Genomic DNA, 18,316 nt, shown 5'->3' with positions numbered 1-18,316 from the left:
ACAGGAGAAGCAAAATGCTCAGCAAGAACACGATTTGCCTCTGGTTCGACGGCAGCGCACTCGAAGCCGCACAGTTCTACGCCAAGACATTTCCGGACAGTGCGGTGGGAACGATCCAGCGGGCGCCCGTGACTATCCCTCTGGGCAGCAGGGCGACGTCCTGGTAGTCGAGTTCACCGTGATGGGCATGCCTTGTCTTGGCCTGAACGGGGGGCCGGAGTTCAAGCACAGTGAGGCGTTCTCGTTCCAGGTGGCGACCGACGACCAGGCCGAAACCGACCGCTTGTGGAACGCGATTATCAGCAACGGCGGCCAGGAAAGCGCCTGCGGCTGGTGCAAGGACAAGTGGGGCCTGTCGTGGCAGATCACCCCGCGCGCCCTTACCGCTGCGATTGCCGATCCTGATCGGGCAGCGGCCAAGCGCGCTTTCGCGGCGATGATGCAGATGGGAAAGATCGACATCGCGGCGATCGAAGCGGCCCGGCGGGGGTGATGCTCATCGATCGTGAGCTGTAGGCGCCGCAGACGGGTAAGCCGGCAGGGTCTAATCCTCGAACGTGCCCCGGCTGCAGGCGTAATTCCTATCTTCGTCACTCGCGCTGTCTGACCGCGTTGCATCTGTTTGGCGGACTCAAGCAAGTCACGTTGGAACTTTTCGAGTTCAGAGGACATCTTCAGCTCCTTTTTTCCGATCAACGAGAAACGACGTAGGCAAATTGTCGAACTGTGCCTTCTTGTAGGCGATCAGCGACCAGGTCGTCCGCTCAGGGGCGATGAAATGGATGACGCGTGCACCACCGCGCTTTCCCCATCCAGACGCCGCCCATCGAACTTTGCGGCAAACAGCGCTCCCGGGAATGATGTCACCTGACTCGGGGTTCGTATGACTCTTCACGAGCTCTCGGGGCCAAATGCGAGAATGACGCCGTTTGATGAAGGCACATCTACCCTCGTTGGCACCGTTGGATTTCTTGTCCCTCGGGCCAGCGCGCACCACAGCCGGGATTGACCGCGGTTTGCGGTGCTGCCTATACTGCCGGGCGCGGGGTCGGGTCACCGCCCCCGACCCTCTGCCTTACTTCAAACAGCCGCCGCCATGTACATCACTCCAAAGCGCTGTCCGAGCTGCCGCTACGAGCGCCGGTCGACGGACACGGCACCCGATTGGCAATGCCCGTCCTGCGAGGTGGCTTACAACAAGGCCGAAGAGGCGGCTTACGTTCGGCCGGTCGCCAGGCCGACCCGGCGCAGCGTTGGGATGCTGTGGTTCGTGATCGCGCTGGTCCTGCTCGCTGCCGGCGGCATGTATGCCATGCAGGACAGGCAGCGTGAGCGGGGCGCCGCGACCCGTGCCGCGACCACCCAGCCGGAGGTCGTAATGTACGCCACCACCTGGTGCGGCTATTGCGCCAGGGCGCGCGCCTTCTTTGCCGAGCACGGCATCAGCTATGTTGAACTGGACATCGAGCGCGATGCCCGCGCCGAGCAGATGAACCGCTTGCTGGGCGGCGGCGGGATCCCGACGATCCTCGTCGGCAAGGACGGGCTGGTGCACGGATTCGACGAGCGAGCACTCTCCCGGATGCTGGGTCCCTGGATGAGAGCGCCCATTGCATCGAGTCGGTGAACACGACGAGCCAGCTCGTTCAGGCACGCGAAAAGGCCCAGGTGGCTTGAGGCCGGTCGCGACGCGGCGCCACTCGTCGCCTGACGACACCCTTGCGGCATAAAGATCAGAGGACTGTTTTCCTGACGGTTGCGTTACGCTGCCAACAACTCGTGCAGCCGGGTGGCCGTTTGCTCTTGCACCTCCACAGCCTCGAAAAGAGAAGCCGGGTAAAGAAAGTCCTCGCCGGAATCGTCAATGATCCGCAGCATGCCGTGGTTGTCCGTCGGGGCAAGCACTTCATAGAGCCGCCCGAGCGTCAGATCATCCGTCGAGAACTCGCCAAATCCTTCGCGAGACAGGCAAACCACAAACCTCATAGCCATTCCTTTATCTTGAGTTTCAGCTTGCCGATTCCATGCGCCTCATACCAGTGAAGTTCGGCCCTTGCGGTCGTTCCATCAAGAAGGCGCACAGTGGCGATCCCCTTCTTCCTGCGCCAATAGCCAACCCCGTATCGCTGCCGCAGCAGGGCAATCTCCCGAATACCACTGCCTTCGGCGATGGTCTGGACATCCGCGATCTTGCCGACAATACAGAATTCCATCGATCACTGCTACTCCGATTCTCTGACTTGCCAATGCCTTGACGCACACATCGGTACCCAACCGCAAAGAAAGGGGGTGGAGCCATTTTTCATAATCCCGCCCATCTCCGGCCAGCAGGGAAGGGTGGTGCGGCGGGGAGCAAGCAACGGCCTCTTGGTCGGTTCGTATGACCCTTCACGGGCTCCCGTGCCCAAGTGCGAGATTGACGCGTTTGATGAAGGCTCATATACCCTGGTTGCCACCGTTGGATTTCTTATCCTTATTCAGTTCGCTCCCAGCAATTCATTGACCAGCCGCCGGTGCAGTTCGGCGCGCTCGCGCGCCGGGGCGAACAGTGGCGCCCGTTGGCGGCACTGCGACGCCAGGCGCGACCAGACGTTCTTTGGTCCCAATTGATCGCAGGCGCTATTGATCGGATGACGTCATCTGCGCGGCTATCAATAGGCCTCCCCTGTAAACTCAGCCACTTGCATTCGTTCAAGGAGGGCCTAGCGCTTGCTGCCATTGGTTTCTTTTGATTTTCCAGCGGGGTGCCGGGCATCGGCGGGGATCCACTTCGGCCAGCGCCGGCTACCCCGATTGACGATCAGGCCGGTTTCGGCCAGCTTCCGCAGCAGGTTGTGGATACGGTTGAGCTTCTGCTCGGGAGTCAGAACCTCCGGCAGTTTGTCCAGGAGCAAGCGGTCGATGTCTGCCCTTGCCACGGGTTGATGCTCGCGGACGAGCGCGACGACCATGTCCTCGTAGTATTGGCCATCCAATCCGCGGTCGCGAATGTGCCGCGCTTTTTCGCCGACAGCCGCCGCAACCCGGCCGGCGACAAGCAGGTTCGGGTAGCGCCCTTCCACCAGGCTCGCTGCCTTGAGCCGTTTGCTGTCGTCTGTCGAGATACACTGTCGCTTCTGCACCTTGTCGAGCAGAATGATCAGACGGAGATCGAGATCGGTGCGGGCCATCAGCATTCGCGTATAGCGCTCGTCGAGAACCCGTCCGCGCAGGGTCAGCTTGACCCTCTCGGGCTCCGACAGATCGTAGTCGGGCATCGGAAAGAAGCGTTGCCGCTGCTTCTGGAACATGCGCTTGATACCGCCACCCTGCGTGTCGATCATGTTGAGGTTGACCATCGCCTCGGCGAGGAAGGGGTTGCGGTAGATTTCCAGTGGTGCGTCCTGCTCGATCACCGCCTCCACGCTTCCCGGCAGGAAGCCGCCGACGTTGGTCAGCAGCAGGGCACCGGGCGTTTCGACGACCTGTATTCGCCCGCGCAGGCCGTAGTCCTGATGGGCGATGCAATTATGCAGCGCTTCACGGATGACCCACGGATCGTATTGAGTCAGCTCGACCGGGAAAAGCGTACCTTCCGGCAACTCGCGCACCGTGAGGTTGCGGATACAGGCCAGTACCGCGTCCACGTTGAGCAATAACGGCGGCCCGAAGTGCTGATAATCCAGCTCCTCGTTGCGCTCGTTCTTCAGCAGCCAGGTGATGCGCGTCACGGCCGGCGCGATTAGGGTCGTCGACTCGGGGTGGCCGAGGAGCAGCAGCGCGGCGTTCGTCACCGCGCCGCGAATCGTCAGCTTCGCCTTGTTGAGAAAGGTCGTGTCATCCCATGCCGCCACCGCCGCCGCCTGGGTTGGGGACTTGGCGGTGAACTCAGCACGCGCCTTGGCGATGGCACGCGGGTCCAGATCGTCCAGCGTCGCCTGCTCGCAGATCTGCGCGCTCCAGTCCACGCGGCGGTGCCAAATCGCGCGCTCCTTTTCCGGGTACTTCGCCAGTTCGGTCTTGCTTGTGCCGTCCCGGACATACGCCTTGCCGTAGAAATGGACCGGGCGATCGAAGGCCGGATGTACTTCGAACAGCACCACCCGTTTGCCCTGGTAGGTGAAGATATGGGTTTCAAAGCCGGCATTCGGGTGCAGTCCGAGCGACAACCAGAGCGAGAGCAACTGCCTGCCCTTGCCGGTTTCGGCATGCGGGTCGAAGGTGGTGCCCACCACCGCATGGCTGCCGTCCTCAATGCCGAACACCAGGTAGGCGCGCGGTTTGCCGAGCAGGCAGGCCGAGTTGGCCAGCGCTGACAGGTATTCGCCGAGCACTTGCGGTTCGTGGCGATTGGCCTTGAACTCCAGCCACTCCGTTTCGCGTGGCTCCGCGCGCAGGCGGTCGAGCAGAGCGGTGAGTTCAGCGGTGTTCATGTCTCAGTTGGTTTAAAGAATGCCGATCAGCCGGCGGTCACCACTGCTCAGAACGCAGGCCCGAGCAACCGCGGAGAGTTCCTTGTCCTCACGCACCATCGCTCTCAGTGCTAGCATGGCTTGCTTATAGCGATCCCTGGCAATGCCATTCGTCTTGTCAGTGTGATACAGGTGAAGGTCCTTCAAGTATTGCTGTATTTGATCCCAGCAATTCGCCCATACCGCCTTGCGTTTGTCCATGAGCGGCGGAAAGTCGAGGTTGTACCGCTCCACCGAATACTCGACGCGAGACTTCTCCCAGCCGTCGGTGACATCTGGCGCGGGAATCGCTCGCCCTTCCAGGTTGAACGAGATCAGCGCCGGATCCTGCGGATCGACAGGGTCGAGCAATTGTGGGTCTTCATGGCGCAGATCGCCGTGCGGTGCGCATCGCGGACAGCCCACTCGCAGGGGGAAATAGGTGCTTTTCTTGCGGTTGCCCACGTTGCCGCAGATTCTGAGATTGTGCCAGTCGAACGCGAGCCACCAATAGCCCTCGTGCTCCGTGCCGTCCGCGTCCCTGGCTGACTTCTTGGGCCGGTAGTGCTCGACGTCCCAGTGACTGAAGCAATCCTTGGCCTCGGAGAACCAGCACTTTTGATGTGAGAGCGAAAGCAGCCATTGCTTGATCTCGCCACAGACCGCCTTATTGGTCTTGATGATTGCGTTGCGCGTGGCGGCATCGGGTGCGGCGCCAAGTTGGGCAAGGATCTGAGTGGCCTTGGCGATCCAGGCAGCGTCATCCGGTGCATGCCGGTGCACAATGTGCCTCATGCCTTCGCGCCGTGGTCCGCGGCGCGCTCCTCTGCAAGAACTTCCTTGAGTATTTCCTCGGCCAATTCGGCTTGTTCTTCAATCTCCCGCGTGGAGAGTTCGCTACGAAGTTCGGGCATGCGCCGCCTAGCCATCGCCGTGGCGAACGCCTCGAAGTAGGGGTTCGGATGCGTGCGCGAGACGCCCAACTCGTTCAGTTCAATCGCCAGGCGCATCAACTCGGTGTTCTCGGGGTCCGATCTATCGCTCTTTCCAAGCAGTGCGTAGTGGCGATCCAGCTTGTCCAGCACTTCCGGCGCCAGGGTCGACCGCAGCCCGTACAGCTCGGATTTGAGCAGGCCCTCGACGCCGATGCCGATCGGGTCGTACTCGGGTTCGGCGGCGCTGAGCCCGCTCTCGGTCTGCGTGAACATGCGTACCTGATTCCGGTGCAGGCTGCCAATCATCAGTGGGTTGTGCGTGGCGACGATGAGCTGCCCCTTCTCGGCACGGATGTTCTGCTGCAGCAGATTGAGGAAGTCGTAGGTCCACACCGGGTTGAGGTGCGTGTCGGGCTCGTCCAGCAGGTAGAGCGACTCGTCGTCCTGGGTGAACAGCAGGAGACCGAGAACGGTCAGGAGCTGCTGCTCACCTTCGCTCAGTTGGACGAACTTGACTCGACTGCCGTCGCTGCGCTCGACGGTCACGCGTACCTCGTCGATCAGGTCGCAGAGAAACAGGCTTTCGAGGTAGCCGAACAGGGTCTTCGAGTCCTCGCCGTCGTGCCTCAGCGCGGCCAGTTCGGCCTCGTTCTTGATGAACAGGTACAGCCGCTCGGTGCTTTCGCCCTGTCGGCGCACGTCGCGCTCGATCGCTTCGGTATTGCGGATCGGCGCCAGCGCGCGCTCCCACAGCCGGCCGAGAAAGCTCTTGAACGCCCCGCGCGCGTACCAGAAGCGCGCGTCGCCCTCCGCTAGCTGCGTCCTGTTCGGCGCGCCGCTGCCACGCCACCAGGGCGTTTTCAGCACGAACAGCGCCGCCTCAAAACGCTTGATGCCCAGATATTTCTCAAGCAGTGCTCGCGCCGCAGGGGATGGGGCGAGAAAGAAAGCCAGCAGCACGAGCTGGCTGTAATCCTTGCGACAGAAGAACAGCCGGCGCAGCGGGAGCTGGCCGTCCGGATTCTTCAGGATGCGGTCGTAGTGGCGACGAGTCGGGCGGTCGAAGTGCCGCTCCAGGCGGCTACTCCAGCCGGAGTAGTAGGCGAAGACGTAGTTCGGCAGCAAGCTGTCCCGGTCGTTCTGGAATGCCGCCTGCGTGATCGGCTGGCCGTTGATGCTGATCTCCAGGCGTTTGCTCAGGCGAGCGGGATCGGCGTCGATGTGGATCGCGCGCTCGCGGCAGACGTAGTCGAGCGTGTACGCAAAAGCCGGCGCTCCGCCCAACTCCAGCTCGCGGAAGATCTCGACGATCGCCTCGATCAGATTCGACTTGCCGGTGCCATTGCGGCCGAGCAGCACCGTTGTCGGCTGCCTTTCGTCGAAGTCGATCTCGAAGCCCCGCAGGTTGCGGTAGTTCGGGATGCGCAGGCGATCGAGTCTCACGCCGCCACCGCCAGCAGACGCTGCGCGCCGGGCGAGTCACCGCGCCGTTCGTTCAGCAGACCGCGCGCTTCCTCGTCCTTGAGCTGATCGTAGAAGTCGTCAATGTCGAGTTGCGAGGCGGACCATAGCGCTTCGGCGGTGAGCGGGCCACGCTCCCGGAGGATGGTGCAGAGGTGCGCGTCGCGGATGTCCTGTCGATTCAGCATGAGGATCTCGGCTTTCTGGGTTTTCGTCGGGCGACCGGTGTCCTTGCGTGACCTGGCCTTTGGCGGTACCGCCGCGCGCGCGGCCCGGATACGTTCGAGCAATACGTTCGCCGGCTCGTCGTCGGGGTCCTGCGGCACCAGCTCGCCGCGAAAGGCCTTGGCGAGCAGGGCGGGCGTGAGACGCACGACCTGAGCGCGCGCGGCGGCGTAGCGGGCTTCGAGGCGGTCGGCGGACGCGAAGAGTGTTTCGACTCGGCGGACGATTTCGTCTTGCTCGTGACGATGTGGCAGCGGGGTCTGGAGCGCGCGCACGTCACCAATGTTGATGCCGCGGACTGCAACGCCCTTGACCGCCCTGCTCATGCGGGCTTGCGCGAGCTCGGATCTTAGATACCACAAGACGAAGTCCGGGTTTACGGCCGACTGAATGGTGAGTCTTGCTGAGTCTTGAGTGATGTTGGCGCCCTCTATCTCTGGCGGAATTAACACCACGCGCCCCACTGTGCCGCGGATTGAAAGGAGCAAGTCGCCGCTTCGAAGCCGCGACCGCTTAAACTCTTGGTCGATACTGGGGGAAGTCCTGCGGATCGCGGTGATGTTCAACCTCTCGTTTGGGAAATCCGCCACTCGTACATAGGGGATTCCATTATCAATCTCCGGGCCAGGTTTCAAGATACCGTATGTAATGGGGCGATCGGGCATGACCAAGTCACGCAAAGTCACGAGTTCCCAACCTTTCGGAAACATCTCCGCAGTCAAGTTGTGCACTTCCTCGGTGGGCGGCGCCGCGTTGCCTAGCTTGTGGCCTCCTGCCAATTGGTGGGCGTAATGAAGTTTGGCCGCAAGATCGTTTGCCGATGTGTGGGTCGGGTGCTCCCGACGCCACTCCGCTGTCAGATTACCGACCATAGCGTCACTGAGGACGGATTGGCGGAAACGTTTGAGGATGGCGGGCACACGGTCCAGGCGTTCGCGGCAGGCGTCCACGCGCGCGAGGAGCGCGTCCAGCTTGTCGGCGATGCGCTTCTGTTCGTTGAGGGGCGCGATAGGCACCTCGTATCCACGAACATCTTTCGACCGCACCGCCGGGTAGAGCGCGCCCTGTACCAGTTGCGACATGCTTTGGACGAAACCCTCCGTCCGCACAAGGTAGAAAAGCCAACGCGGCTCGACACCGTCAGATCGAAGCACATCAAAACCGGTCGACGCTATTTGCCCGTTGAAGATCTCGGGTACAAAGCTGACGGCATTCAGATTCGGCCGCGTCATGGAAACCAGTACGTCTCCGGTTCGTACGACCTTACGAGCTCGGCTCGGTGCATTCCGGCCAAGGAGTGTCTGGGGAGTCACGATGCTCTTCGTTGCGCGGTCAATGGACGCAATGTCAATATACTGAAACGTAGCATCCGCGGCCGGAATCCGTTGCTCGCAGTCGACGCTTACTGCGGCCAGCGAGGCCATGGCCCAGGAATCGGGAAGGTCATTCACCCCTCGAACTCCTCAACATCCTCGCCCAACTCCTCCAGAATCGCTCGCAGTTCCTCGATCGCCCCGTCGAGTTCGTCGATCGCTTCGCGCGCGAGCTCTGCCGGCTCGGGCAACCCGTCGTTACCCGTGTCGCTCTCGTCCTTCAGCCATGAGATGTCGAGACTGTCGCCGCGTGCGGCAATCTCGTCGCGCGTGAAGCGGCGGAAGCGACCGGCTTCACCGGTGTCCTTGCGCTTTGCCAGGCTCGCCGCGCCGCCCAGCGGGTCGTCGCCGAATGCTCCTTCGAACTGGGCAAAGTCCTCGGGTCTGAGCAGCGTGCGCTTGCCGAACTGCGGCATGTTGGCGCGCAGGTCGTAGACCCAGACCTCCTTCGTGTTGCCTTGTCCGTCTCGCCGCGGGTGAAAAACAGCACGTTGGTCTTCACCCCCTGGGCGTAGAAGATGCCGGTCGGCAGGCGCAGGATCGTGTGCAGGTTGCACTTGTCCATCAGGTCGGCGCGGATCTGGCGGCCGACGTTGCCTTCGAAGAGGACGTTGTCGGGCAGGACGACGGCGGCGCGACCGCCGGGCTTGAGGCCACGATAGATGTGCTGCAGAAAGCAGAACTGCTTGTTGCTGGTCGGAAAGGTGAAGTCGGTGCGGTCGGCAGGCCGCCGCCCTTCTTGGTGCCGAAGGGCGGATTGGTCAGGATCAGCGTGGCCTTGGGCAGCGCCTGGCCCTCGGGCGAGAGGGTGTCGCCGTAGCGGATGCCGGCGCCGTTCGGGTCCGAGTCGAGGCCGTGCAGCATCAGGTTCATCAGCGCCAGCCGGTGCGTGTCCTGGACGTGCTCCATGCCGAAGAAGGTGCCGGGTGTAGAACGCCTCTGCGCGGCCTCGGTGAGCCCGTCAATCTCGTGCCGGGCGCGGATGTAGCGGCTGGCGGCGATCAGGAAGCCGCCGGTGCCAGCCGCCGGGTCCTGGATGACGTCGGCCAGCGTCGGCTTCATCACCGCGACCATGCTGTCGATCAGCCGCCGCGGCGTGAAGTACTGGCCGGCGCCGGACTTCTTCTCGTTGGCGTTCTTCTCCAGCAGGCCCTCGTAGAGGTCGCCGAGTCCCTCGTGGCGCGCGCTGTACCAGTCGAGCTTGTCGATTTCGGCGACCAGGGTGGACAGCGTCGCGGGTTTCTTGATGAACGAGCTGGCGTTGCCGAAGATTTCCTGCACCAGCATCGAGCCATGGCTGCCGAGGTGGATCAGCGTCAGCTTGTAATGTTCCAGCCGGTCCGGCGCCGGCCTGGCTTCGAGAGATCGTCCCAGCGATGCCCGACAGGAATCTGTTCCTCGGTGCCGGTTTCCTTGGCCATCTTGAGGAAGAGCAGCCAGGTCAGTTCGGTGACGTACTGGTGGTAGGTGACGCCGTCGTCCTTGAGGACGTTGCACAGGTTCCAGAGCTTGGCGACGATGTCGTGGGTGACGGTGGTCATGCGGGGATGTCGTCCTTCTCAGGCAGCAGGCTGCCATAGTGTATCGGTGAAAGTGTCGAGGATTTCGGTCAGTTGCCCTTCAAACAGGCGGTCGAGGCGGTTGAAGCCGCCGCCCTCGCGTCGGAAGATCAGGTCGGGCTCGTCGAGGGCGGCGCGATCGACGACGAGGTTGGCCCTGGTCTGCGCGCCGATGCGGTGCAGCCACTGACGCTGCGGCGTCGTCCAGCGACGCGAGGCGAGCAACTTCTGCAGGGCGTTGTCGACCCGCTGCTCCCAGGGCTGCAAGGGGTCGCCGATGGCCGCCTGCCGGATGTAGCCGACGATGCGCGCGGCGATGTCCTGATTGGTCATTTCGCGCCAGGCGGTTGCCAGCGTGGCCTCGCTGAAGCCGGCCCGGTCGAGCTCGAGCACCAGTTCGCGCAGTTGTTTGCGTGTCAGGTCGCGCGGGCGCGTCAGCACGGTCAGCAGGGCCGGGATGTCGTTGCGGTGACTGTTGATGTACTCGCTGAAGGCCTTGAGATAGTCCTCGGGACGTTGCGCCTGGCCATAGCCGCGTTGGCTGCCGAGCAGGCGGTCCGGGTGGTTGGAGACGAAAACCGGCGAGCCGGGCCCCTCATTCTTGCGGTCGAGTATCTCGCCGAGGTCCGGGCACTGCGTGAACCAGGCGGCGATGTCGGCGAGTGGCATGCCGCGCAGCTTCCTGATGAAGGCTTCCGGGGAGAAGCCGCTGCGGGTTTCGAAATCGCTGGCTGCGTCTTCGCTCAGATGGCGCTTCTTGCGCTGCAGTTTGGCGATGAACTGGTCGCGCACCAGCCTGCGTTCTTCGTCGCCCGGCACCGTTGCCAGTTCGGTGGCAAGCTGCGTGAAGGTGATTGCCGGGTAAATCACCACGGGACGCATGGCGGTGAGGTTCTGCAGGGCTTCGTAGATTCGTACCGCGTCGAAGATGCGGAAGGTCTCCTTGCCGATCGCGTCACACGGGCGGGTGGCGCGGCCGAGCATCTGCTCGAACAGGATGCGGCTGCACACCCGGCGCAGAAAGACGAGGTTGCAGATCTCGGGTATGTCCACGCCGGTCGTCAGCAGGTCGACGGTGACGGCGACGTTGGGGTTGCGCTCGTTGCGGTAGCGGCGAATCAGTTGCAGCGGCTTGTCGGCGGTGCCGGTGATCTTGATCACCGCGTCGTCGTCGACGCTGCCGTAGTGGTCATGAAAGGTCTGTTTGAGCAAGGCGACGACGAGGTCGGCGTGCGCGTCGGTGGCGCAGAAGATCAGTGTCTTCTGGCGTGACGCGGGGTCGAGTTCGCGCGCCAGGTACTCGCAGACGACGCGATTGAACGGTTCGGTGATGACCTTGCGGTTAAAGTCCTCGATCTCGAGCTTGATGTCGTCGGGAGTGGTGAACAACTCGATCTCGTCGCGCCGCGCGTCGTAAACCGGTATCCGCTCGCCGGTCTTCCAGACGATGCCGTTTGACGACAGTTCGGTCTTGATCTGGACGGGTGGTTCGTGGTCGACCAGGTAGCCGTCGATCACCGCCTCGCGGTAGCCGTAGCTGTAGATCGGTGCGCCGAAGATCTGCGTCGTGTGCAGCGCCGGCGTGGCGGTGAGGCCGATCTTCGTGGCATCGAAATAGTCGAGAACGCGCCGGTACTTCGAGATGTAGTCGTCAAAACTGCGGAAGCCGAGTTCGGTGTCGGAGAGTTCGCGATCGAGCAGGTAGCCGCGGTGACACTCGTCGATGACGATGCAGTCGTAACGATCGACGGCTGGCGGTGTGCTGTCCTCTCCGGTGTAGAGAACACGCTGCACCATGCCCTGAACCGTCGCGATGTGCACCGCCGTATCGCTATCGGGAGACTGCTCGTCCAGTTCCTTGATGCCGAAGACCGCGGCGAAGGTCTGCAGGCTTTCCATTCGCGTGTCCTTGAACGCGTTGGCCGCCTGTTCGCCGAGTGCGGAACGGTCCACCAGGAAGAGTACCCGCCGGCAGCGCTGCGTCTTGAGCAGGCGGTAGATCAGGGCAATGCAGGTCTTGGTCTTGCCGGTGCCGGTGGCCATGGCGAGGAGCATCTCGCGCTGGCCCAGGGCGATCGCTCTTTCCGCGGCCTGGATGGCCGCCTGTTGGTAGGGGCGAAGCGAAAAGCCGTAGGCGAAGGGCTCACTCTGAAGTTGCGTGTCCGCACGCTTTTCGTCGCGTTTCAGGAGTGCGCTCAGGCCCTCAGGCGTGTACCAACCGTCGAGCGCGCGGCCAAGGTTGTCTGGCCGGCGCAGATCGCAGAACCAGACGCCGCTCCTGGTGGCAAGCTGGCGGAGGTACGGGCGGCCGTTGGTGGCGAAGGCGAAGGGCAGGCGGCAAGGGCTCCTGCTGGTGGCGGCGTCGGTCTGCGTCGAGGTCGCGTCGCTTGCCGTGAAGTCGCGGCTGTAGCGTTTGGCCTGCTGCAATGCCGCCGACACGTCGATGTTCCTGCGCTTGGCTTCGACCGCCGCCATCGGCTGCAGCCCGACAAACAGGACGTAGTCGGCCGGGCCGCTGGCGGTCGGCCACTCGGCGATTGCCAGATTCTTCCCTTTCTCGGGCCGCGCACCCTTGGCATACCGGAGACGGGTCGAGTCTACCGTCCAACCCGCCAGACGAAGCTGCTCGTCGATCAGCTTGCGCGTCTCGGTCTCGTCGAGGACCAAGTTCGCAGCGGCCGCATTGGCCGCCGTCACGAAACCGGCAACTCTGTCCTTCCCCTGCGTCGCGGATTGGGCTTGCATCGCAGCCAATTTCTCGCCCAGGGCGGCTTTGGCGTTCTCCGCTTCCTGCGCCAACTGCTCCCAGAACGCCTGGTCGTCGCGCACCTGTCGAAGCTTGTCGTCCATTGACTGTAGCTGCTGTGCGGCCTCACGGTGGGCTTTCTGATAAGTCGCGAGTTCTCCGTTGAGGCGATCCAGTTCGGCCTGAAGTTCGCCGAAGTCGTCGGCAGGTGCCGCCGGGGGAATGAACGGGCCACTCCTGAAAGCGGGATCCTCGAAGCTACGGTGAAACCACACGCCGAGTTGCCAGGTGATCTTGAGCGTGGCAAGCGCGCTGCGGTGGTCGCCGGCCAAGGTATGGCTTGCCGCGTTGCCGGCGCGCCGGACTTCGCCGAAGAGCTGGGCAATCTCGCGGGTGAGGATGCCCTGTTCCAGCAGGCGACGAATCAGTTCGTACTGCGACTCCTCGGCAGAGACGAAAAGTCCGATACGCGTTGCGACGTGCTGTGCGAGCAATTCCGCCAACTGCCTCAACTTCAGCAGCGACGTATTGGGGTCCTCGCTGAAGTAGCGCTCGGCCAGTAAACCCAGGCGCAGGAGTTGCTCGTCATGCGCCTTGAGGTGGGCAAAATTGCCGGCGAGCGATGCGAGCGGCTTCACTGGCGACGCTCCACGAAGAGCGCCAGGACTATGGGTGCGCTTGCTGGCTGCATTCAGTTCGCTCCCAGCAAATCATCGACCAGCCGGTACAGCTCGGCGCGTTCGCGCGCCGGGGCGAACAGTGGCGCCCGTTCGCGGCACTGCGCCGCTAGCCGCTGCAGCAGGTTCTCACGCGGCGCGTCCTCGCCGGCTGCGGCGGCGGCCGCTTCCCGGCAGCGCAGCAGCAGTGCCACCAGTGCCTCGACGTCGTCGCACGGGAAGTAGCCGGCGTAATCGGCACCCAGCATGCCGATGTTGCCGTCGACGGCCGAGGCCAGTACCGGCGTGCCGCTCGTCACCGCTTCCATGATCACATGCGCGCCGCCCTCGATGCGGCTGGCGTGGATCAGCAGGTGCGCGCGCTGGATTCGCCGGCGCACCGCCTCGTGTGGCAGACCGCCCAGCCAGCGATAGTTCGGCGCCGTTGCCATTGTCGCGCGGGCTTCGTCGCCGAGCGCCGGATCGAGCGCCTCGCCGATGTGATCGATCAGGATGTCGCGCCGGCCGGCGAGCCGTCGGGCGGCGCCGAACAGCGTCTGCGGAGACTTCTCCTGGCGCAGGTGACCGACCATCAGCGCCCGCAGATAACGCGTCGACCTGGTCAGCGCTTGCCGGGCAGTGGTCGATTGGAAGATCACCCTTGCCTTGCCACGGACGGGCTCCGGCAGCGCCAGCGGCGCGAGTTCCTGCAGTACGACCAGTGCCTGCGCCAGCGCCAGCGAGCGCTGCGCCGCTGCGTTACTGGCGATGTCGTGATAGAGGTCGGTGCCGGTGAGGACCACTGCCAGCCCGTGCTGCGGATGCTCAGCGCTCCACGCGGCGATCGCCTCGGCCGAGCGGCGGGCGTGCAGCGCAATCATCGCCGCGTCGCCGGCCGCCTGCGCATCTGGCCAGGTCTTGCTGATGCGCACGCGGCAGAGGCCGGCAAGATGCCGCTGCCAGCGGCGGGCGGTCTGCCAGTTGCCGTTGTTGGCAGCGCGCAGCGCCGGACTGATGATCACCAGTTGCGGCATACTGGAGGCCCTGCTCATCGCTGCCGCTCCGCCAATGAACACCACCTATGCCGAAGCCGCCCGCCGGGGCGGCCGCCAGATCCTCGCCGCAGCGCTGCACGACAGCCGGGCGCGCACGCTGGCTCTGCTCGACGCCTACACCGCTGCGCTCGGCGATTCACTGCCGGTCCCCTGTTCGCCGCAGCTCAATCCGCCGCTCTGGGAAGTCGGGCACGTCGGCTGGTTCCAGGACTACTGGCTTGCCCGCAACCGCCAGCGTGCGCACGGCATCGACTGCAACCCCGATCACCCACGTCCCGCCGGCCGCCTGCCGCAGGCCGACGCGCTGTATGACTCGAGCCGGGTCGCACACGCGACGCGTTGGCAACTCGATTTGCCGGACCTTGCTGCGACGCGTGCCTATCTGGCCGCGGGCCTGGCCGAAACGCTGTCGTTGCTCGCCGACACAGCGGAAAGCGACGAGGCCTTGTACTTCTTCCGCCTGGCGCTGTTCCACGAGGACATGCACGGCGAAGCGGGCATCTACATGGCGCAGGCGCTTGATATTCCGCTGCCCGGCGCGCTGCTCGCGCCCGTTGTGGCGCCGCCGGCAGCGAGTTCGCTCGCCCTTCCTGCGCAGCCCTGGACGCTCGGCTGGCAGGGCGAAGGATTCGCCTTCGACAACGAACTGGCGCCGCAGCCAGTCGCGGTCGCCGCGTTCGAAATCGATGCCGAGGTCGTCAGCTGGCGACGCTACCTGCCCTTCGTCGAGCAGGGCGGCGCCGCGTCGCCGCGTTACCTGCGCCAGCAGGACGGCCGCTGGCAGCGCCGCTTTTTCGGCCAGTGGCACGACCTGCCGCTCGACGCGCCGGCAACGCATCTCAGCTGGAACGAAGCCGACGCCTGGTGCCGCTGGGCCGGTCGCCGCCTGCCAAGCGAGGCGGAGTGGGAGATAGTGGCGCTGACCCGGCCCGAGTTTCACTGGGGCCAGGTCTGGGAATGGACGGCCAGCCGCTTCCTGCCTTATCCCGGTTTCGTGGCACACCCTTACCGCGACTATTCGGCGCCCTGGTTCGGCGACCGCTATGTGCTGCGCGGTGCCAGCCGGGCGACCTCGCCACGCCTGGCGCACCCCCGCTACCGCAACTACTTCACGCCCGAGCGCAACGACCTGCACAACGGCTTTCGCAGTTGCGCTGCCTAGCGCTTCCGTCCATGTCACGGAAAGCGGCACTGGCTCACGCATGCGCCGCGAACACGGCAAACCAGCCACGCGCATCGCACCAGTGGCGCATCGCGGAAAAACCGGCGGCTGCGAGCAGCGCGGCGAAATCCTCCCGGCGCCACTTGTACGAGTTCTCGGTATGGATGCGCTCGGCCGCAGCGAAGCGCCGTTCACCGCCGGCCCAGCGCACCGTTGTCGCGCGCAGCGCTTCCAGATGCATCTCGATGCGTGACTCGGGTGCGTTGAAAAAGGCGACGTGGCGCCAGTCGGCAAGATCAAAGTCGGTGCCGGCGAGCCGGTTGAGATTCAGCAGCAGGTTGCGGTTGAACGCCGCGGTGACGCCGAGCGGATCGTCGTAGGCCGCTTCCAGGATGTCGGTTTCCTTGATCAGGTCAACGCCGATCAGCAGCGACCCGCCGTGACACTCGGCGTGCGCCTGGCGCAGGAAGGTCAGCGCCGCTGCCGGCGTGAAATTGCCGATGCTGGAACCGGGGTAGAACAGCGTCCGCGGCCCGGCACCGGCTTCGGCCGGTAGGTGCAGCGACGACGAGAAATCGAGACCGATGCCCAGCATCTCGATCGCCCGGTACTGCTGCTGCAGGTTCTGCAGCGATTCGCGAAGATAGTCCACCGAGATGTCCACCGCGACATAGCGCTGCACCCGCAGCGCCGCAAACAGGCGGGCCGCTTTCTCGCAGTTGCCGGCGCCGAGGTCGACCAGTGTCTGCACCGGGCCGAGTGCCGCCGCCATGCTGTCCTGGTGTTCGGCGAAGATCGCCGCCTCGGTGCGCGTCGGGTAGTACTCGGGCAGCTCGGTGATCGCGGCAAAGAGCCGCGAGCCGAGCGCGTCGTAGAGGTACTTGGGCGCGATCGTTGCCGTCGGCTCTGTCAGTCCGGCAAGCAGTTCGGCGCGAATCGCCGCCGGCTCGTCGTGCGCCAACTGCAGCAGGTTCGGCGAAATCACCGCGCGCCGTCCGCTGCGGCTTTCTTCCGGGCAACCGCCGGCCCGTTCTTGGTCGGGATGCAGCAGAGGGTTCATCGGGGGCTCTCCAGCGAAAGCGCAGGCAGGGGGAGCGGTAGATTGTAGGCTGTTTCCGCCGACGGGTGCGTGTAGGGGATCGGCCAGCCGAGCAGTCGGCTCGCCGCCTCGCAGCGGGCACGCAGGTCGTGCGCGTCGTGCCCGCCCAGATGCAGGATGCCGTAACGGTAAGAGCCGAGCCACTTGAAATCGCGGGCGATCTGCGCCGGCGTCTTGGCGAAGCGGAAGAGCATTGCGTCGGGGAACTGCTGCGCCAGTTCGCGGCGCTGCCACAAGCTCGGCATCGGCGGCTGCTCCGCCAGCTCGAAGCTGCGATAGACGAAGCTCGCCGCCGCCCCGGCGTTCGGCTCGGCATGTGGCAGGAGGCGCGGGTCGCGCCCGTGGGCGAGTTCCAGGGCGACGCGATGCAGATCGACGCCATCGACGCGCAGGTAGAGATCGGAAAACTGCGCGGCCATGCGCGGGTTGAACTCGATGACCGTCAGCTGGTCGTGCGCAGCGTCGTGGAAGAACTCCATGTTGAACAGGCCGTGCGTGAAACCGACTGCCTCGAGAAATCGCCGTGCGACGTCGAGCGCCTGCACGCGCGCCGCTGCCGGCAGCGCGCAGGGATAGTCGAAGCGCATGAAGGCCTGCGTGCCCGGATACATCACCGATTCGACGAAGCCGAGCGCGTGTAGCTCGCCGGCGAAGACGTAGCCGTCGAGGTTGTACTGCTGCCCGGCGACCGGCGCTTCGAGCATCAGCCGATGCGCACTGCCGGCTGCCGGCAGACGCGTGGCGGCGATGCGCTCGAAGGGTTCGACCAGATGCCGGATCACCCACAGCTCCCAGGCGCCGAAGCGGGTCATCGCCGTCAGCTCGGCGCGATTGTGCACCGTGCGCGCGAGCACCGAAAAGGCCGCTTTCACCGGCTTGATGAAGATCGGGTAGGCGATGCCGTCCGGTATCGGTTCGCCGTAGCGCGCCGGCAACGCCTCGGCCCACGTATTCGCCTCCGGTGCCACCTCCTGCAGTACCCGTCGGGCGTACAGCTTGTGCTGACAGGCGAGCACCGCTCGCACCGGCGTTCCTGGCCAGCCCATGCGTTCGGCGAGCATCGCGGCGGCCAGTGCGCCGAATTGCTCGTGGTTGGAAGTCACCGCCCGCCAGCGTTTGCGACGGGCTTTGCGCGCCAGCCGGTCGACGAAGCGCTGCAGGTCGAAACTGGCAAGGCGGGCGTTGCTGGGGAAGGTGAACAGGTCGAAACCGGCGCTGTCGGCTGGAAACTCCGCCTGCCAGCGGGAGAAGCCGAGCTGGTCCCAGTCGAAGTTGAACAACAGCAGCGTGCGCGACGAAGCGTCCCGCCGGTGCCTTCCAGAAACGAGCAGCGCTGCGGCGCTTTGCGCCTTCTTCCCAGGTATCGTCAAAGCCAGTCACCCGCCACGGTTGCCTCCAGGCCCGTTGTCAGACCGCCACGAATTATAGGCGATCCCCTGTTGCGGAGAACCTGGCCATTGCGGCTTCCTGCTTCAGCAGCAGTCGATGTGCCCTTCCTCCGCCCTCGCACCGGGAAGGACGCCGCCGGGCCATCGACCGGTTATCATGCGCTGTCCGCCGGGATCAATGCCACTCCTGCGTTTTTGTGCCGGGTGCCCGGCAAGGCGACTCTTGC

At 64.3% G+C, this 18,316-nt stretch carries 12 protein-coding genes and 2 pseudogenes; 3 read left to right on the top strand and 11 right to left on the bottom strand.

Features of this window, described 5'->3' with window-relative positions; genetic code table 11:
• Window positions 1-14 precede the first annotated feature (14 nt).
• A pseudogene (locus V5B44_RS06005) lies at window positions 15-493 on the top strand (VOC family protein).
• Between the two features lie 603 nt (window positions 494-1,096).
• Window positions 1,097-1,627 (top strand): glutaredoxin family protein, encoded by a 531-nt coding sequence (locus V5B44_RS05995; protein WP_332358182.1) that lies wholly within the window; start codon window positions 1,097-1,099, stop codon window positions 1,625-1,627.
• 134 nt (window positions 1,628-1,761) lie between these two features.
• On the opposite strand, the gene V5B44_RS05990 is transcribed toward V5B44_RS05995, so the two are convergent.
• The 9 genes and pseudogenes from V5B44_RS05990 to senB form a co-directional block, all read right to left on the bottom strand.
• Window positions 1,762-1,986, bottom strand: a complete 225-nt coding sequence (locus V5B44_RS05990; RefSeq protein ID WP_332358181.1) for a hypothetical protein — start codon at window positions 1,984-1,986, stop codon at window positions 1,762-1,764.
• Window positions 1,983-2,213: a hypothetical protein gene (locus V5B44_RS05985; protein WP_332358180.1), complete on the bottom strand. Its 231-nt coding sequence runs from the start codon at window positions 2,211-2,213 to the stop codon at window positions 1,983-1,985. The genes V5B44_RS05990 and V5B44_RS05985 overlap by 4 nt, the downstream gene beginning before the upstream one ends.
• Before the next feature lie 489 nt (window positions 2,214-2,702).
• Window positions 2,703-4,412 (bottom strand): RNA-binding domain-containing protein, encoded by a 1,710-nt coding sequence (locus V5B44_RS05980; protein WP_332358179.1) that lies wholly within the window; start codon window positions 4,410-4,412, stop codon window positions 2,703-2,705.
• Between the two features lie 12 nt (window positions 4,413-4,424).
• Window positions 4,425-5,225, bottom strand: a complete 801-nt coding sequence (locus V5B44_RS05975; protein WP_332358178.1) for a hypothetical protein — start codon at window positions 5,223-5,225, stop codon at window positions 4,425-4,427.
• Window positions 5,222-6,808 (bottom strand): AAA family ATPase, encoded by a 1,587-nt coding sequence (locus tag V5B44_RS05970; RefSeq protein WP_332358177.1) that lies wholly within the window; start codon window positions 6,806-6,808, stop codon window positions 5,222-5,224. The genes V5B44_RS05975 and V5B44_RS05970 overlap by 4 nt, the downstream gene beginning before the upstream one ends.
• Entirely contained in the window at window positions 6,805-8,502 is a 1,698-nt protein-coding gene (locus V5B44_RS05965) for a restriction endonuclease subunit S (RefSeq protein WP_332358176.1), read from the bottom strand. The genes V5B44_RS05970 and V5B44_RS05965 overlap by 4 nt, the downstream gene beginning before the upstream one ends.
• Window positions 8,499-9,965, bottom strand: a pseudogene (locus V5B44_RS05960) (N-6 DNA methylase). Before V5B44_RS05960 ends, V5B44_RS05965 begins: the two are co-directional and overlap by 4 nt.
• Before the next feature lie 18 nt (window positions 9,966-9,983).
• On the bottom strand, window positions 9,984-13,367 hold the full coding sequence (gene hsdR, locus V5B44_RS05955; RefSeq protein WP_332358175.1) for a type I restriction-modification system endonuclease: 3,384 nt from the start codon (window positions 13,365-13,367) through the stop codon (window positions 9,984-9,986).
• A gap of 53 nt (window positions 13,368-13,420) precedes the next feature.
• A complete protein-coding gene (senB, locus tag V5B44_RS05950; protein WP_332358174.1) occupies window positions 13,421-14,437 on the bottom strand; it encodes a selenoneine biosynthesis selenosugar synthase SenB in 1,017 nt (338 codons plus the stop codon).
• Between senB and senA the strand changes: the two genes are divergently transcribed.
• Window positions 14,400-15,602, top strand: a complete 1,203-nt coding sequence (senA, locus tag V5B44_RS05945) for a selenoneine synthase SenA (RefSeq protein WP_332358173.1) — start codon at window positions 14,400-14,402, stop codon at window positions 15,600-15,602. The genes senB and senA overlap by 38 nt on opposite strands.
• Before the next feature lie 34 nt (window positions 15,603-15,636).
• On the opposite strand, the gene egtD is transcribed toward senA, so the two are convergent.
• On the bottom strand, window positions 15,637-16,662 hold the full coding sequence (egtD, locus tag V5B44_RS05940; RefSeq protein WP_332358172.1) for an L-histidine N(alpha)-methyltransferase: 1,026 nt from the start codon (window positions 16,660-16,662) through the stop codon (window positions 15,637-15,639).
• Window positions 16,659-18,071: an ATP-grasp domain-containing protein gene (locus V5B44_RS05935; protein ID WP_332358171.1), complete on the bottom strand. Its 1,413-nt coding sequence runs from the start codon at window positions 18,069-18,071 to the stop codon at window positions 16,659-16,661. Before V5B44_RS05935 ends, egtD begins: the two co-directional genes overlap by 4 nt.
• Between the last annotated feature and the right edge of the window lie 245 nt (window positions 18,072-18,316).

It is taken from the genome of Candidatus Accumulibacter necessarius (genome assembly GCF_036625085.1).
This window is presented reverse-complemented; position numbering and strand designations above follow the sequence as displayed.

Excerpts from the sequence above, each read along its gene's own strand:
- V5B44_RS05995 (WP_332358182.1), top strand. The coding sequence starts at position 1,097 with ATGTACATCACTCCAAAGCGCTGTCCGAGCTGCCGCTACGAGCGCCGG.
- V5B44_RS05990 (WP_332358181.1), bottom strand. The coding sequence starts at position 1,986 with ATGAGGTTTGTGGTTTGCCTGTCTCGCGAAGGATTTGGCGAGTTCTCG.
- V5B44_RS05985 (WP_332358180.1), bottom strand. The coding sequence starts at position 2,213 with ATGGAATTCTGTATTGTCGGCAAGATCGCGGATGTCCAGACCATCGCC.
- V5B44_RS05980 (WP_332358179.1), bottom strand. The coding sequence starts at position 4,412 with ATGAACACCGCTGAACTCACCGCTCTGCTCGACCGCCTGCGCGCGGAG.
- V5B44_RS05975 (WP_332358178.1), bottom strand. The coding sequence starts at position 5,225 with ATGAGGCACATTGTGCACCGGCATGCACCGGATGACGCTGCCTGGATC.
- senA (WP_332358173.1), top strand. The coding sequence starts at position 14,400 with ATGATCACCAGTTGCGGCATACTGGAGGCCCTGCTCATCGCTGCCGCT.
- senB (WP_332358174.1), bottom strand. The coding sequence starts at position 14,437 with ATGAGCAGGGCCTCCAGTATGCCGCAACTGGTGATCATCAGTCCGGCG.
- egtD (WP_332358172.1), bottom strand. The coding sequence starts at position 16,662 with ATGAACCCTCTGCTGCATCCCGACCAAGAACGGGCCGGCGGTTGCCCG.